A 17,034-nucleotide genomic window follows, 5' to 3' on the forward strand; every position below is an offset into this window, starting at 1 on the left:
CCGTCCGGCGCCGCAAGCGCATCGCTGTCGGCGGTCACGTTCAGGGCGCCGGCCGAGCGCACCCGGCTCTCGCCGTCGATATAGGCGCGCGTGTGACCGCCGATCTCGCCCCGCGCGACAAGCTCCGCCACCGCCACGCCGGTGGAGACGCCAAGACCGAAGAGCCGCGGCTCCGCCACGTGGATGCTGTCGGCATCCACGGTCACGGTGCCCGTGGCGATCAGCTCCGCATCGCTGGCATAGGCCTCGACCTCGGCGTCGATGACCGTCGTGGCCTTGGCGCCCGCCACTGCGACGCCCACCAGCGCCGCCGCCACGGCCACCGTGCTGACGGTTGTCTGGATATCGTCCTCGAGGATCTCCTTGCCGTCGCCGTCGACCCCGGCGTCGCCGTGATCGGACAGCGCCTTGATCCGGATCGCGCCGCCCCTGGCCTCGACCTCGCTGTCCTCGACTGAGGCGCGCACGCCGGTGGTGACGGTGTTCGTGGCCGTGGCGATGCCCACCGCGCCTGCCACCGCGGACCCGACGCTCAGCGCCAGCGCCAGAAGCTCCACCTTGGAGGTCAGCTGGTCCTCGGCCAGCACATCCACCGCGCCGCCCGCGACCACGTCCGAGCCGTCCGCGATGCGCGCCCGCACGTCCTGGGTGACCGTGGTGGTGCCGCTCGCCCCCGCGCCCGACAGCGCGATGCCGACGATGCTGCCGGAAATGGCAAGGGACGCGGCCGTGCTGATGTTGTCGAGATCGCTCGAGGTGGTGGCGTCCACCGTCACGCCGCCCGAGGTGGCGGTCACGTCGCTCGCGTCGATGGCGGCAAGGGTCGCGCCGTCGAGCGTCAGGCTGGAGACGGCGGCGGCAATGGCGACGGTGCCGCCCCCCGCGCCGACCGCCACGGAGATCGAGGCGGCCAGCGCCTCGGCGGTCATGGTCACGCTGTCTTCGGCGGAGACGGTGACCGCCCCGCCCGCGCGGATGCCCTGCCCGTCCGCGACCTTGCTGTCCGCGATTCGCGCCGTGGTCACGACGCCCACGGTATTGCTCGCGATGCCCGCGCCGACCGACAGCGCCACGCCGATGCCGCCCACCGACAGCGAGACGGAGACCGAGGCCGCGTTGGCGAAGGACCGGGTGCGCGAGTCCGCCGTCAGGGTCACGTCGCCCGAGGCGGTGACCTTGCTGTCCGCGATCAGCGCCGTGACGGCGGTGGCGAAGTCGATGGTGACCGTGGTGACGACCACCGCCGCCGCGCCCGCCACGCCCGAAAGAGTGCCGTCGATGGCGACCGAGACGGAGATTCCGAAGGCGTCGACGTCGAGCGTGGTCTCGTCGTCCGCGTCGAGGATCACGCTGCCCTGGCTGGCCGTCACCTCTGAACCCGCGACGATCCGCGCCGCCGTCTCCCCCGTGGAGACGACATTCGCCACCGCGCCCGCGCCGGAGCCCGACAGCGCGAGGCCCGCGCCGGCGGTCACGGCAACGGCGGCGGCATTCGCGTCGATGTCGATCAGCCCGCTGGAGAGAGCGGTCAGGCGGACGTTCCCCGCCCCGGCCGTGACCGTCGAGCCGTCCACCTCGGCGATGGTGCGCGTCCGGTGGTCGACCTCGGTCAGCGACACCGACACCGCCAGCGCCACGCTGAATCCGGTGCCCGCGCTGATCGCGGCGGAAACCGCGTCGACCCCGGCGATGACCGAGGAATCGTCCTCGGCGCGCAGCGACACCGCGCCGGCGGAGGTCACGACCGACCCGCCGGTGATCGACGCCTCGATGAAGTTATTGAGAAGGTTCGTCGAATCCGCGCCCGCGCCCGCGCCCGACAGCGAGGCCGCGCCGCCCGCGGCGATGGAGATCGCGGCCGAGATGGAATTCGAGGTGATCGACGCCGTGCTCTCGGCATCGACGAGGACGCTCCCCGCCTCGACGGTGGACCCGTCGATGATCGCCCGCGCGCCGCCCTGCAGCGTGTTCGACGCGATGGTCGCTGCGATGGTGACCGACACCGCCGCCCCGCCGGAGATGGACAGCGCCACGGCGAAGGCGTCGATATCGGCCACGACCTCGGAGCTGTCGAGCGCGTTGACCGTCACAGCGCCCGCGACGTCCACCAGCTCGGCGCCGCGGATGCGCGCCTCGGTCACCCCGGTCAGGGTGTTGTTCACGAGAACGCCCGCCCCCGCGCCGCTGACGGTGATTGCCCCGTCGCCGCCGCCCGACACGGCGACCGCGAGGCCCAGCGCGTTGATCGTCGCGTCGTTCAGGGCGTCGATGTCGAGGGACGCGGCGGTGACGCGCGTGCCGTCCGGGCCGCTGTCCCCGCCGATGCCCGCGACGGTGCCGCCGCCGATGGTGTTTCTGGCCTCGGTCCCCGCCACGGCGAAGGTGAACGCCCCGGTGGAGCCCACGGCGATGGAGACGGAGACGGAGACGAGATCCGCCGTGATCGAGGAGGTGTCGCGCGCGACGATCGTCACCGCGCCCGGCGTCGTGACCGTGGCGCCGTTCAGGATCAGCGCCCGCGTCCCGCCGCCCGCGATGGTGTTCGACGAGAAGGTGCCCGCCCCGGTTCCGCCGATGGAGAGCCCGCCCGACCCCGCGAAGCTGACGCCCACGGTCACGCCGGTGGCGGTGATCGTCGTGTCGTTGAGCGCGGCTACGGTCACGAAGGCCCCGCTGACGGAGGCGCCGTCGATCAGGGCATCGACCCTGGTGCCGATGATGTTCTCCGACAGGTTGACGGCGATGGAGATCGAGACCGCCGCGCTCGACGACACGCTGATGGCGGCCGACACGGCGACCATGGTCGCGGTGATCCCGGAGTCGTCCTGCGCCGCCACGGTGACGCCCTGCCCGGCGGTCAGGCTGCCGCCGGTGACGCTGGCCTCCACCGTGTTCGCCATCGTGTTGCGCGCGTTGATGCCCGTGCCTGCGCCGCCCACGCCGAGGCCACCCGAGGCGGCCACCGTGATCGCCACCGCCACCGAGGTCGCGAGGATCGTGTTGTCCGCCGTCGCCAGGACCTCTGCCGCGCCCGCCGACGCGGTGACGACCGAACTGTCGATGCTCGCCCGGTGCGTACCCGACAGGCTGTTCTCCGCCAGCGTCACCGCCACCACGCCGCTCAGCGCCGCCGTGCCCGAGACCGACACGCCGACCGCCGCCGAGACGATGCTCGCGGTGATCGAGGAGGTGTCGTCGGAGGTGACCGAGACCCTGTCCGCCGCCGTCACGGTGGAGCCCGCGACATCCGCCGCCACGGTGTTGGTCATCACGTTCTTCGCATCCGCCCCCGACCCGGCGCCGGAAAGGGCCACCGTGCCCGACCCCGAAAGAGAGAAGGAGGCCGCGACCGCGACGGCGTCGATGGCGTTGGCGCTGTCCGCCGAGAGCCGCACGTCCGATCCCGCGCCGGTGGCCGTGACCGTCGAATCGGTGATCCGGGCAAGGCTCTGTCCGCTGAGGGTGTTCCGCGCCAGGGTGACTGCCACGGCGACGGAGCCCGCGGCCGTGCTCGCCGAGGCCGCGACGGAGACCGCCGCCGCGATCACGTCCGACAGGATCTCCGAGGTGTCGAGCGTATCGACCGTGACCGACCCGCCGGTCGCCGTCACCGTGCTGCCCGTGATCGCCGCCTCGGACAGCCCGCTCAGCACGTTCTCGGCGCTGGCAAGGCCGAAGGCGCCCGACAGCGCGAGGCCGCTCGAGGAGGCGGCGACGCTGACCGAGACGGCGACCGTGGTCGCCTCGATCCGGCTGTCCGTGACCGTGTCGATGTCCACCGCGCTCTGCGCCGTGGCGACGCTTCCCGCGATGCCCGACCGCGTGGCCTGGCTGATCGTGTTCCTGGCAAAGGTCGCCGCGCCCGAGAGGGAGAGCGACAGGCCCGCGCCGGCGCCCGCCGCCACGCTGACCGCGACCGCGACACCCACCGCCGAGATCAGGCTGCTGTTGTCCGCGAGTATCCGCAGCGCCCCGCCGGAGAAGACGCCCTGCCCCTCCGCCGCGTCGGCATCCACGATCCGCGCCGCGACCGACCCGCCGATCTCGTTCTGAAGCCGCACGACCCCCACCGCGCCCGACAGGGCCAGGGAGCCCGAGGTCGCCGCCACGGAGATCGCCGCCGCGACGTTCACCGCCCTGATGGTCTTGTTCGACAGCGCCTCGAGGGTGACGGCGCCGTCCGCCTCGAGCCGCGAATCCGAGACCAGCGCGCTCACCGCGTTGTCGATGACGTTCTCGGCCAGCGCGACGCCGACCGCGAGCGAGACCGCCACGTTCTGCGAGCCCGCCGTCACCGCGACGGCAGCGGAGACGACAGTGGAGGTGGTCTCGGCACTGTCCCCCGCGGTGATGCGCACGGCGCCGGCCGCGTCGGCGGTGCTGCCGTCCAGAACCCCCGCCGCGACCGTGTTCGCGATGCGGTTCGACGCATCCGCCCCCGCGCCCGCGCCGGTGAAGCCCACGTTGCCGCTGCCCGCGGTGACGGAGACGGAGGCCGCGACCGACACGACCGCGATATCGCCCGTCGCCCCCGCGGTCATGGTCAGACCGCCGCCGGTGAATATCCCGCTGCTGGCCCCGTCGATCAGGGCCTGCGCGCTGCTGGTGACCATGTTCTCGGCAAAGGACACCGCCAGCGCGACGGAGACCGCCACCTGCGACGAGCCCGCCGTCACCGAGACGGCCGCCGCCACGACATTGGCGGTGATGGAGCCGCTGTCCGTGGCGCGGATCTCGCCCGCACCCCCGCCGGTCACCGAGGAGGCGCCGTAGATCCCGCTGCGCACATCCCGGGACACGGTGTTCAGCGCAACCGCGCCCGCGCCCGCGCCGCCGACGGAAATCTCTCCCGAGCCCACGCCGACCGACACCGAGGCCGCGATGGCATTGACCGAGATGCCCCCCGTCGCCTGCGCGATGGCGCGGAAATCGCCCGCCGCGGTCACGGTCGAGCCGCTCTCCACGACCGCCTCGGTCCTGTTGGTGATCCTGTTCTCGGCCACCGCCGCGGTCAGGTCGAAATTCGCCTTGGTGCCGCCGGAGGTCGCGTCGATGCCGACCTTCGCCGCCACGAGCGTGGTGGTGATCGCGCCCGTCTCCCGCGCGTCGAGAGACACGGCGCCGCCGTTTGCCGCGACCTTGGCGCCCGAGAGACGCGCGGACGTGGTGTTCCCGATCTCGTTCAGGCCCACCGACGCCGCGATGTTGACCCCGACCGAGGTCCCCCCGCCCGACCCGCCGGAGACGCCCACGCCCGCCGCGACCACGTTGGCGTCGATGCTCTTGGAGGAACTGGCGGTCAGCGCGACGGCGCCGCCCGTGGACACATCCGCGCCGAGGATGGCGGCGGAGGTTGTGTTGCGGATGGTATTCTGGGCCACCGAGGCCTGCACATTGGCGTCGATGCTGGTGCCGCTGCCCGAGCCCACGTCGACCGTCGCCGCCGCGGAGACCGCGTTGGCGCGGATGCTGCCAGTCTCCCGGGCGGTCAGGGTCACGCCGTCCGCCGCGACGGTCGTCTCCGCCGGCCCGCCGGTGTCGCGGATTTCCGCGATGGCGCTGTTGCCGATCTCGTTCACCGCGACCGCGACCACGCCGTTGAGGTTGATGTTCGTGCCGGTGTCGGAGCCGGTCTCCACGGTCAGATCGACCGCAAAGGCCGTGGCGGAGATCGCCGCGTCGGCCGACGCGCGCAGCGCCAGCGCGCCGCCGCTGTCCACCACGCTGTCGATCAGCAGCGCCTCGGCGGAATTGGCGATCTCGTTGACCGAGACCGCCGCGCCCAGATCGACGCCCACGCCGGTACCGCTGCTCGACCCGGTGGAGATCTGGAGCCCGGCCTCCCCGGCGAGCGCGGTGATGACCGCCGCATCCGTCGCCGTCACGGTGATGTCGCCGCCCGCCGCGAGGTCCGTATCGAGGCCGCGCGCGAGGATCGCGTTCTCGACGAGGTTGCCGTTGCCCGCCCCGGCCAGGGAGATGTCGACCGATGTGCCCTGGTTCGACCCCGTGTCGAGCGAGCCCGCCACCGACAGCGCGAAGGTGTCGATGGTGGCCGTGGAGCTTGCGGCGATGTCGATGGCGCCCGTGGCGTCCACCGATCCGCCGGCGATCTCGGCGGTGATGGTCCCCAGAACGTCGTTCGTCGCCGCCGCCGCACCGGCGGTCACGTCCGCGGAGGTCCCGTTGCCGGAGCCCGAGGTGAACGCGAGGTTGCCACTGCCCGCGTCGGAGGTGATGTCGGAGCTGTCGGTGGCCCGCGCCGCGACGCTGCCGCCGGAGGTGATGGCCGTCTCGGCGAAGCGGGCGGTCACGCCATGGGTGATCTTGTTGCCCGATCCGGAGCCCGCGCCGCCGAAGGCGACCGGCCCGCCGCTGCTGCCCCCGCCGCCGCCGCCCGAGCCGCCGCCGGTCGTGATGCCCGCCGTCCCCGCGACCGAAAGCGCGTCGATGACCGCCGCGTTCGTCGCCGTCGCCGAGACGTCACCGCCCGCCGCGATGCTGCCGCCGCCCGCCTCGGCCACGATGTCGAGCGTGACGAAGTTGATGGCGACGGCCGCGCCGATGGCGCCCGTCCGGTTTCCGGAGGTGTTGATGGCGAGCGCCAGCCCGCCTGCGTCGGCGGTGATCGTGCTGGCGTCCGAGGCGTCCAGCGTCACCGCGCCGGAGGTGCTCACCTCCGCGCCCGCGCCGATGGTGGCGCGCACCGAGTTGTCGATGGTGTTGCCGGTGCCCGATCCCGCCCCGGCGAAGGACAGGCTGTTCTGGTTCGACTGCCCGCCAAGGCCTCCGGGGCCCGAACCGCCCGTCCCCGCGCCGGAGCCGCCCGCGCCCGTGGAGTTGCCGCTCGCCCCCGACTGGGTGGAGAGCGTGCCCGCCACCCCGATGGCCAGCCCGCGCACGGCAGAGGCGGAATCGGCGTCGAGCCGCACGCCCCCGGTGCCCGCGGTCACCCCGTTGTCGCCCAGAAGCTCCGCATGGACCTGGTTCGAGACGATGGCCACCGCCACCGCGCCGCCCACGGCGGTATCGCCGCCGATGGTGAAGGACCCGCCGCCGGTCTCGGCATCCACATTCGTCCGGTCCACCGACCGCAGGAGCACGCCCTGCGCCGCGTCGCCGATGGTGTCGATATCGACGCCCTGCGCCACGGTGGCGAGGGTCTGTCCCTGCACCACCGCCACGCCGACCGACAGGCCCACCGCGCTGTCGGCGAAGGACCCGCTCGCCCCGATGGCGAGGATGTCGTGGTCCTCGAAGCTGGTCGCGGTCAGGGCAAAGCCGGTGACGGTCTCGGTCCCCTGCGTTCCGTCCGCGCCGTGCATCCCGTCGCGCACGGCAAGGCCCGCGCCCTGCCCTCGGGCGAGGATCGCCGACCCCGCGCCGATCTGGGCGTTGGTCCGGTCGAGATCCACCAGCACCACGACCGAGGCGCCGAAGGTCCCCGCATCGAAGGACACGCCCAGCGATCCCGCGCCCATGCTCGACCGGGTCACGCTGTCCGCGGCCACCGCCACGCTTCCGCCGGCGGTCAGGCTCGCACCGCCCGCCGTGGGCGCGTCCTCGTCCGATCCCGCGATGGCGCGGGTATCGGTCAGCAGCACCGTGACCACGAGGGAGCCCGCGCCGGAGGTGCTCGACCCCACGCCGATATTGGCCGAGAACTGGAAGATGTCCTCGAGCGAGGCCGCATCGACGGTGATGTCGCCGCCCGCCATGACCTCGGTCGGGACCGCCGCGTCGCCCGACCCGCCGATCAGCGCCTCGGTCGTCTTCTCGATCACCAGCACGTCGAGCCCGACGCCGATGCCCTTGCCCTGCGATCCAGCCGTCCCCGCGACGCTGCCCGCGAAATTCACGATCCCGATCTCGTCCCGCGCGGTGACGGAGACATCCCCGCCCGCATTCACGACAGAGCCGCCGCCGATGACCGCGCGCACCTCGGGCAGGATCACGGTGATGATGCCCGACCCCGCGCCCGTATCGCCGCCCGAGGCGACCGACGCGCCGAGCGCGAGGGCCGTCAGGGAAATCCGGCTCGCCGCGTCGCGCAGCACGTCGCCCACGTAGTCGATATTGCCCAGAAGCGGCACGTCGAGATGCAGCGCCGAGATGCCGTAGGCGGCATCCACCGTCACGTCGCCTGCCGCCGTCACGCTGGCGCCCGCGCCGATGCTGGCCAGCACGCCGGGCTGCACGAGGTAGAGCCCGCTGTTGTCGATGCCGGTCGGATCGGCCGGATCGGCCTCCTCCACCTCGGCCGCGCCCGCGTCGAGCACGGTCACCGTCAGCGCCGCCCCCACCGAGGTGGCCAAGGACCCGCCGCTGCCACCGCCCGAGGCCTGGACCGCCGCGCCGCCCGCGGCGACGTTGGAGATGCCGACGTCCGACCGGCCCAGAACCTCCACGCCGCCCGTCGTCGCCTCGACCGTGGCGCCATCGGTGATCCGCGCCGCCACCACGCTCTGGCCGACGATGACGCCCGCCGCCCCGGCCACCGCCGTGGTCGATCCCTGCGATCCGGAGCCCGACTGCTTCGCCCCGCTGCCCGCCAGGGCGAGGGCGCGGAACTCGTTCGTCTCGCCTTCGGTGGTGCCGGCCTCCACCCGCACCGATCCGCCGGTGACGTCGCCGCCCAGCGTCGCCTCGGCCCGCGTGAGGCCCACGACCACCGACACCGCCGCGCCCACCGCCGCGGTGCTGTTCGATCCGCCGCTGCCGCCGTTCGAGCCAGTGTTGCTGCCCGGACGGACCAGCGCGAGGCCCGAGGCCTCGGTCCGGCCGTCCGCATCGTTCAGCGCCACGACCGAGATCGCGCCGTCTGCGCGGATCGTCCGGCCGGACGCGATGGTCGCCGTCGCGGCGGTGTTGATCACCACCGCGCCGAGGGCCGCCGCCACCTGGATCTGCGCGCCCTGCTGCTGGCTGGTCGCGGTGCCGGCAGAGCCGCCCGCCCCGCCGGGATTGCCGGTCTGGTTCGAGGATTGAGTGTTCGCCCGCGTGGCCGTGCCGCCCGGGTTGGGCGTCAGCAGGCTCGAGTCCGAGCGGTCGTTGACGAACTCCTTTTCCTGCTGCGAGCGCTGGTCCGCGCTGCGCCCGCCGTTCGAGCGGGACTTCTCGCCCTCGGCGCTGCCGGACACCAGCGTCACCGCCTGCGTCGCGCCCGTGGCCCGGACCGTCACGTCGCCCGCCATGACGGCGCCGGTGGACACGTCCCGGTCGAGAAGCGCCAGCGCATCGTCCTCGGCCCAGCCGAGGGCCACCGCCGCGCCGACGCCGGCCCGGCCGCCCTTGGTGTCGGCATCCGCCTCGGTCTGCATCCGCAGCGCGGTGTCCGCGGTCACCGCGAGATCCCCCGCCACGTCGAGCGCCACGTCGCCGCCCGCGACCTGCGCGGTCACCGTGTTTTCCGACACGGCGAGGGCGACGGCGCCGCCCACGTTGGTCGCGCTCGCATTGCCCACCGCGCCCGCCTGCGCCAGCGTGATGACGGTATGCCCGCCGCGCGCCGCGACGGACAGGTCGGCGGCGCCCGTGACGCTCGCGTCGCCCGCGATCTCCGCCGTGGCATCGTGCCCCGCTACGGTCAGGGCAAAGGACAGCCCGATCCCGGTGGAGGCGCCCGAGGCCGCCCTTTGCGGGATGGCGGTTGTCAGGTGATAGGTGTCGGCCTCGGCGCGGACCTCGCTTGCGCCCGTGCCCGTCACGCTGATGGCCGCGCCCGGCCCGAAGGCGCCGCGCGTCGTGCCGCCGGTGATGGAGATGGCGATGGAGCCCGACACCGCCGTATCGCCGCCCGACGCGCCGGAAATCGCCTGCGCGGCCTGGCTGTGGGTCGCTTGCGTGAACACATGGGTCCCGCCGGCGCCCTCCCCGCCGAGGGCGATGGTCTCGCCCGCCAGAGCCTGCTCGAAGCTCGCCGCCAGCTTCAGCTCCCCGCCCGTACCCACATTGGCGTAGTAGGTCGTCCCGCTCGTCAGCCCCTCGATCGCCGGACCCGTGGCGGTGTAGACCACAGCGTCGCCGGTCACGAGGCCCTGCCGGCTGTTCAGCGTCAGGGCAAAGCTCTCGGGATCGAAGGTCGCATCGGCCGGATCGTCGGCCGGGCGGTTGCTGTCGCTGTCCACGACGCCGCGCTCGAGCACATGCGCGTCGCCCGCGCCCCGGTCCGTCAGGTCGATGGCGGTCTCGGGCGTGCCCTGCTCGGCGAGCTGGATCGCGCCGTTCTCGCCCAGGATCACCACGTAGGTGGCGCCGTCCATCAGCCCGCCGATGGCGGTGCCGCCGTCGCCCGCGCGATAGACGACCTCCTCGCCGGCGGTGAACGTCGCCCCCTCGATGGTGATGGTGTCCGTATCCACGTCCACGGCGGAGGTGTCCGCCGCCTCGACGTCCAGCGTCCGCTCGGCCATCAGCGCGGTGGCGCTCACGCCGTTCCCGGTGACGCTGGCGTTCTCTATGAGGCCGATGTTCCCGGTGTCCGTCACGTTGACCGCGACGCCCGCGCCCACGGTGACGCCCGTCGTGGCGTTGACGGCGACGCCGCTCGCATCGGCAGAGCCGTCGGCATTCGAGAGACTGCCCACCGTGACCGGCCCGCCCGCCTCGATCACCGCCGCGTCCCCCTCGCCCGCGATCCGGGCGATGGAGGAGGAGGTGGAGATGTTGATCCCGATGGCCGCCGCCACGGTGGGCGCGTCCTGCGAGGTCTGGGTGACGCCCTGCCCGTTGCGCGTGGCCGACCCGTTCGTGCCGCCGGTGCTGTTCGCGACGCCCACGTTGTTCGCGGTCTGGGTCTGGGTCTGGTTGCGGGTGCTGCCCGTCTGCTGCTTGTTGCCCTTCGCCGCCGCCTCGGCGACGCCCCGCGCGGCGGTGAGGGCCTGGCTCAGAACCGCGACGGCGCCGGTGGTCACGATGGTGCCCGCAACGCTGGCGAGCGCGACATCCTCGGCGATGGCGAGGCCCAGCGAGGCGCCGACGGCGGCATTCGTTCCGTCGACGCTGCCTTCGGCGTCGGCGGTCGTCTCGGTCTCTAGCGTCGCCGACACGCGCACGTCGCCGGTCCCGTCGAGGAGCGCCGCCCCGGGCCCGATCAGCGCGGTGGCGCTGTTCTGCACCGCCGAAATGGCAACGACCGGCGTGATCGAGGTGGACCGGGCGTTCTGCGGCCCAGAGGTCCCGCTGTTCGGCTGTTCGCCGCCGGAGGCGCCGCCCACGGCCTTCGACAGGCCCGCATGGCTGGCCTCGGCGGCCACCGTCACGTCGCCCGCCTCCGTGATCGTGGCGGTGCCCGCGACGGAGGCCGTCACGTCGAGATCGGTGGCGAGGATCGAGACCGAGGCGCCGATGCCCAGCGTCGTGCCCGACTGGCTCGTGTTTGTCCGGCTGTTGCCCGCGCCCTGCGGCTGCCCTTGGCCCTGCTGCCCGCTCTGCTGCGTGACCGCCGTCCGCTCCTGCGCCGAGGCGGTGATCGCGTCGCTCTCCATCGCGCCGTCCGCGAGGATATCCACCCCCGCACCGCCGAGGATCGTGACATCCGAGCCGCCGCCGAGGAGCGCGTCCACCGTCACGCCCGAGAGGTTCAGCGCGAAGGCGCCCGCGACACCGGTCTGGGCGCTCGAGGCGCCCGACGTGGCCCCGGCGGAGAAGACATGGCGGTCGTCCTCGCCCCGGGTGGCGATGCCCGCCTTCACCGCGAGGCCCGCCGCCATCACCGAGGCGTCCGTGACCGACGCCCGGATCGTGCCGGTGCTGGCCAGCACCGCGACGCCCACGCCCACGGCGCCGCCGCCCTGCTGCGCGCCGCTCGCGTCCACCGCCTCGCCGGTCGCGGTCGCGCGGCCGTCCATGTTGCCGTAGGCCTCGACGCTCAGGGCGCCGCCTGCGTCGATGTCCAGCGCGCCCCGCGTCTCCGCCACCGCCGCGAAGGTGGAGATGTCGAGCGCCACCGCCGCCGCCACCGTCAGCGCGCCGTCCGCCGTCTGCGCGCTGGGCGTCGTGGTCTGGTTCGCGCCGGTGCCGTCCGTGCGCCGGCTCGCTGACTGGCTGTTGGCGTTGGTGACCTGGGCCTGATTCTGCTGGTTGACGTCCTGCCCGCCCTCCTGCGCCGGCGCCTGTCCGGAGGACGAGGCCGCAGCCAGGGTCTCGGTCGAGGCCGCGCCATCGGCGCGCACCGTGACGGCGCCGCCCGCGTCCACGTCCCGGGCCAGGGAGGCGCTCACCGCGTCGTCCGCCAGCATCAGCGCGAGCGACAGGCCGATGGCCGCATCGGTGCCTTCCGCATCGCCGGTGCCGATGGCCACCGACACCGCGTCATGGGTGGCGGAAATGCCGAGATCGCTGGTCAGCGTCAGGAGATCGCCCGTCCGGAGACTGGCCTCCGTGGTGTTGGCCGCCACGACGATGGCCGCGACCGGCGTGACCGCCGTGCCGCCCGCCGATCCGCCCTTCGCCTCGGCCCGGCTGTCGTACCGCCCGGTGGCCGAGACCGTGACCGCCCCCGCCGTGCCCGCGATGCCCGCGCCATCCGCCACCGCCGCCCACGTCAGGTGATCGGTGACGATCAGGGCGAAGGACGCGCCCACGCCGGTCGATCCCGGAAGCCCGTCCGTCTGCGCCGCGGTCGCCCGCGCGTCCGAGGCATTGCTGGCCGCCGCGGTGACCGACAGGTCCCCGCCCGACAGCGTCGCATCCCCCGCCAGCAGCGCCACCGCCCGCACCTCGGCCACGTCGATGGAGACGGCGCCCGCGATCCCGGTATCGCCCCCCGACGCGCCCGACACCGCGTCGGTCGCCGTGCGGTTCACCGTCTCGGACAGCGTCAGGACCTGCGTCGTCGTCGCCTCGATGGCGATGGTCTCGCCCGCGAAGGCGGCGGCCCGGCTTTCCGCCAGCTGATAGCCAGTCCCGTCCTCGACGACGAAATAGGTGGTCCCGCTGTCGAACGCGCCGAAGGCGAGCCCGTCATCCGTGGTCAGCACCACCTCGTCCCCGGTGCGCAGGGGCCTGTCCGAGGAGAAGGCGAAGAGGTCCCGCCCCGGATCGAAGCTGACCGGCGCGCTGTCCGGCTCGGTCGATGTCAGGCTGTGCCCCGTGCCCGTGCCGGGGCCGGTCAGGTCTATGGCCGACCCGTCGCCGCCCTCTTCGGCAAGCTGGATGCGCCCCTCGCCCAGCTCGATCACGACGTAAGTGGCGCCGTCCGTCAGCCCGCCGACCGGATCGTTGCCGCTGCCCGCCGCGTAGGTGACCACCGTGCCGTCCGCGAGGCCGTGGTCCTTGCCGAGGAAGATGCTGTCACCGTCCACGTCGACAACTTTGCTCGCCGTGACCTCGAGCGCTCTCGTCACCGTCTGCGACCCGGTCTCGAGCGTCAGGCTCGCCGCCGTGACCGTCGCCGTGCCCTCCACCTCGGCCGTGACGTCCACCTTGGAGACGTTCAGCGCCACCGCCGCGCCGATGGTGGTGCCCGCGCCCGCCGTCGCGCTGCCGTCCGCGTCGGCCCAGCCGTCCGCGTTGGACCGCGCCGTCAGCGCGACCGCCCCGCCCGCGACCAGCGTCACGCCGCCCAGAGCCTCGGCCGAGACCGCGTTGTCCTGCAGGTTCACCGCGATGGCCGCCGCCGCCGACAGCCCGCCGCCGCCGCCCTCGCCCGTCGCCGAGGAGGGCGTGTCCGTCTGGGTGCTCTGCTCCCCGCCCCGCGCCGCCGCCTGGTCGTTGGCGAATCCCTGCTGCTGCGCCGTCTGCCCGTCGACACCGCCGCCGCTGCCAGAGCCCTGGGCCGCGCCGGCGGCGCCCGCCTGTGCTCCCGCCCGGGTCAGCATGGCGCCGGAGGCGCTCATCGACAGGTCGCCCGTCGCGGTCATGTCGCGCGCAAAGCTCGCCGTCACCGTCTCGTCGGAGATCGTCAGCGCCAGCGCCGCGCCCACCACCGTGCTGCCGCCCTCGGCGGAGCCCGACGCCTCGCTCACCGTGCTGCCGCCGTGCGTCGCCGTCCCGGCAAGGCTGCCCAGCGTCACCCCCGCGCCGGTCCCGGTGCTCGTCCCGGTCTCTCCGGTGTTGATGGAGATGGCCACCACCGGCGTCACCGCCGTCCCGCCGCTGGCCGAGGCGCCCGTGGCGGTGGTCGTCGCTCGGTGGTCGGACGCGGCGGTCAGCGTGACCGCGCCCGCGTTCGTCACCGGCGCGCCGTCCGCGAAGCTCGCGAAGGTGTCCTGGTCGAGGATCGCCAGCGCGACGGAGGCACCGATCCCCAGCGTACCGCCTTGAGCGCCCGTCCCCTCACCCGGGGTGGCGCTGGTCGTGGCAACGCTGGTCGAGGTCGCGCTGACCGAAAGGTCACTGCCCGACAGGTCCGCCGCGCCTACCGTCGCGGTCACGTCGGTCAGCACCGTGTGAATTGCCAGCGATCCCGCCACGCCGGTCTGCGACGCGTCGCCCGAGCCCGAGACCGCGCCGACGACGAAGGTCTCGCCCGCCGCCATGGCCGAGGCGACGGAGACACCGCCGCCCGCATTGATCGTGACCCCGCCGCCGATCTCCGCCGCGACGACCGTGTCCACGATCCCCACCGTCACCGCGACGCCCACGCCCGTGGCGCCCGCGCCGGTGTTCGATCCGTCGGCGAGAGCGGTCACGCTGTCGGTCGATCCGGCGCTGACCGAGACCGTGCCATCCGTCGTCAGCATGCCCGAGGAGCTGATCCGCGCCACGGTTTCCGGGCGGTAATCCGACACGACCACCGCGCCCGCGAAGGCCACGCCGCCCTCGGAGGTGGCGGCCTGGTCGCCGGTCGCGCCGTCCTGGTTCGGGTCTTCGAGCCGCTGGGTGGACTGGCTGCCGCTGCCGCTGCCGTCCTGCGCGCCGCCCGCCGTCGACGTGGCGGAGGTGGCGACGGAGCCGGTCAGGCTCGCCCCCAGCGTGATCGCATCCGCCCCGTCCGCGCCGAATCCGCCGATGGAGGTGCTGCCGCCCACGTCGACGCGGGTGTCCATCTGCACCGTGGTCACCGCCAGAGTCGCGCCCACGCTCGACGCGTCGCTGCCGCCGTCCGCGGTGGAGGTGATGTCGATGTCGCTCGCCGCCGTCAGCGACACCGCGCCGCCCGCCTCGATCACCGTGGCGCCCGCGGTCGTGACACTGGACTCGCCCACCACCACGACCACCGTCACCGCCGCATCCGCCGCGGCGTCGGTGTCGCTGGCGTCGGCCTCGTCCTCGAAAGCCGCGTCCACCGTGACCTCGGACCGCGCCGAGAACCCGCCCGCCGTGCGTACCGTCGCGCCGTCGATCGTCACGGTCGCCTCGGGCAGCAGCGTCAGAAGGGTCGCATCCAGCACCCCGCCAAGGCTTGACGGCGTGGCGGCCGGAATCGAGATGCCTGCCACCGCCGAGACGGTGATGTCGCCCGCCGCGCGCAGGGAGCCGCCCGTGAGGTCCACCGAGACCCGCGGCACGGCCACGAAGAGCCCGCGCAGTTCCTCGTCCAGAACGCCGCCCAGGGGCGTATCGGCGAGGATGTCGCCGTCGTCCGTCGCTTCCGCCGTGAGGGTGATCGAGGCGGGGGCGGCGGTGTCGCTGCCGATGCTGCCCGCGACCGCGATCCGCTCGGCGTTGATCGTCACGTTGCCGGTGGTCAGCAGCGCCGCGCCGGCCTCGACCTCCACCGAATCGAGCCCGTCGCCGCCGAGGATGGTCAGGTCGTTCCCGCCCAGATCGACGGTGCCCCGGATCACCAGCCGGTCGCCGTCCGTCAGCAGCGTGCCGTCGTCGCCGCCGAGGTCGATCGTGGTGCTCAGCGTCCCGCGCAGGAATCTGACCTCCTCGAAGGTGCTGGTGCCCTGCGGGGCAATGGTCATCAGGCCATCGGAATTCTGCGTCAGGACGGCATCGTCCGACCCGCCCGTCAGGGTGATGATCCGGTGATCCACGACCATCAGGTCGTCGATCGGCTCGAGCCCGTCATAGGCCAGCGTCACGCCGTCCCGGGTGACCGTTCCGGAATGGGGCCCGGTGGCGACATATTCGACCGTGCCGAACCGGCCGCCCCGGAACTCCATCGAATCGAACCCGCCCGCGCCGCCGTCGACCCCGCCGGTCAGCGATCCCTTCGCGCCGATGACGAAGAGGTCCTCGTTGTCGTCCGCGCCCTGAAGGGTCTCGAAACTCACAAAGGCAACGCCGTCGACGTTGCCTCTGTCCTTGCCCGTGATCGTCCAGACCGCATCGGTGGGCGGGCCGGTCAGGGTATCGCTGCCGCCGCCGCCCTGCAGTACGACGCGCGAGGACAGGACCTGGTCCACCCCGGTCATCTCGATCGTGTCGTCGCCGCGTCCGGCATCGACCAGCAGCCGGACATTGGGCGCGTCGAAGCTGTAGTCGATCAGCGCGCCCGCCGAGGTGATCCGTCCGGCGCCGTCCTCGTCGGGACCGGCGTCCGACAGGATCAGGCGGTTGCCGAACTTCGTGCCGTCCCGGAAGACCCTGGTGTCGGCGTCGCTCCGGTCGCTGACCTCCTCCACGCCGCGCAGGATGACGACGCCCCGAAGGCCGTCGTCCCCGGTGGTGCGGATCGTGGCCCGGTCCGCCCCCGTCGCGGTGACCTCGACGCGCGCGGCCTCGCCGCTGATCTCCACGAGGTCCTCGCCGCCCCGCCCGTCCATGTCCACGCGGACCGGGAAAACCGTGCCCGCGTCGAAATTCAGCTCCAGCACATCGTCGGCGGAGGTGCCCCTGACCCTGACGAGGGTGATCTCCTGTACCAGCTTCGATGTCAGCCTGGCCCCCGAGGCGCGGTCGTAGACGTCGAGGGAGCGGGTCAGCTGATCGTAGCGCAGCGACAGGTTGTTGCCGTGCTCGGCCATGTCGACGAGGAATGGCGCGGGATCGGCGGAGAGCAGGTAGCGCTGTTCCAGCGCCTCCATCCGAAAGCCCGTGCCCGCCGCTCCGCCTGCCGCATCGGTCCTGCGGCGCCACAGCCGGGTGAAGAGGCCCGGCTCGAAGCCCGGGCTCACGCCCCGACGTCTGCGCCGACGGCGA

Annotated in this window: 1 protein-coding gene (cut by a window edge); it reads right to left on the minus strand. The window is 73.4% G+C overall.

Annotated elements, in window-relative coordinates:
• A protein-coding gene (locus tag EAT49_RS12135) for an LEPR-XLL domain-containing protein (RefSeq protein ID WP_185020737.1) crosses the window boundary here: on the minus strand, positions 1-17,009 show its 5' end (the start). Its footprint begins 19,894 nt before the window's first position; the window shows 17,009 of its 36,903 coding nt (coding positions 1-17,009); its start codon is at positions 17,007-17,009; its stop codon lies beyond the left edge, outside the window.
• Positions 17,010-17,034: the final 25 nt, after the last annotated feature.

Source organism: Histidinibacterium lentulum (genome assembly GCF_003789055.1).
Lineage (GTDB): Bacteria > Pseudomonadota > Alphaproteobacteria > Rhodobacterales > Rhodobacteraceae > Oceanicola > Oceanicola lentulus.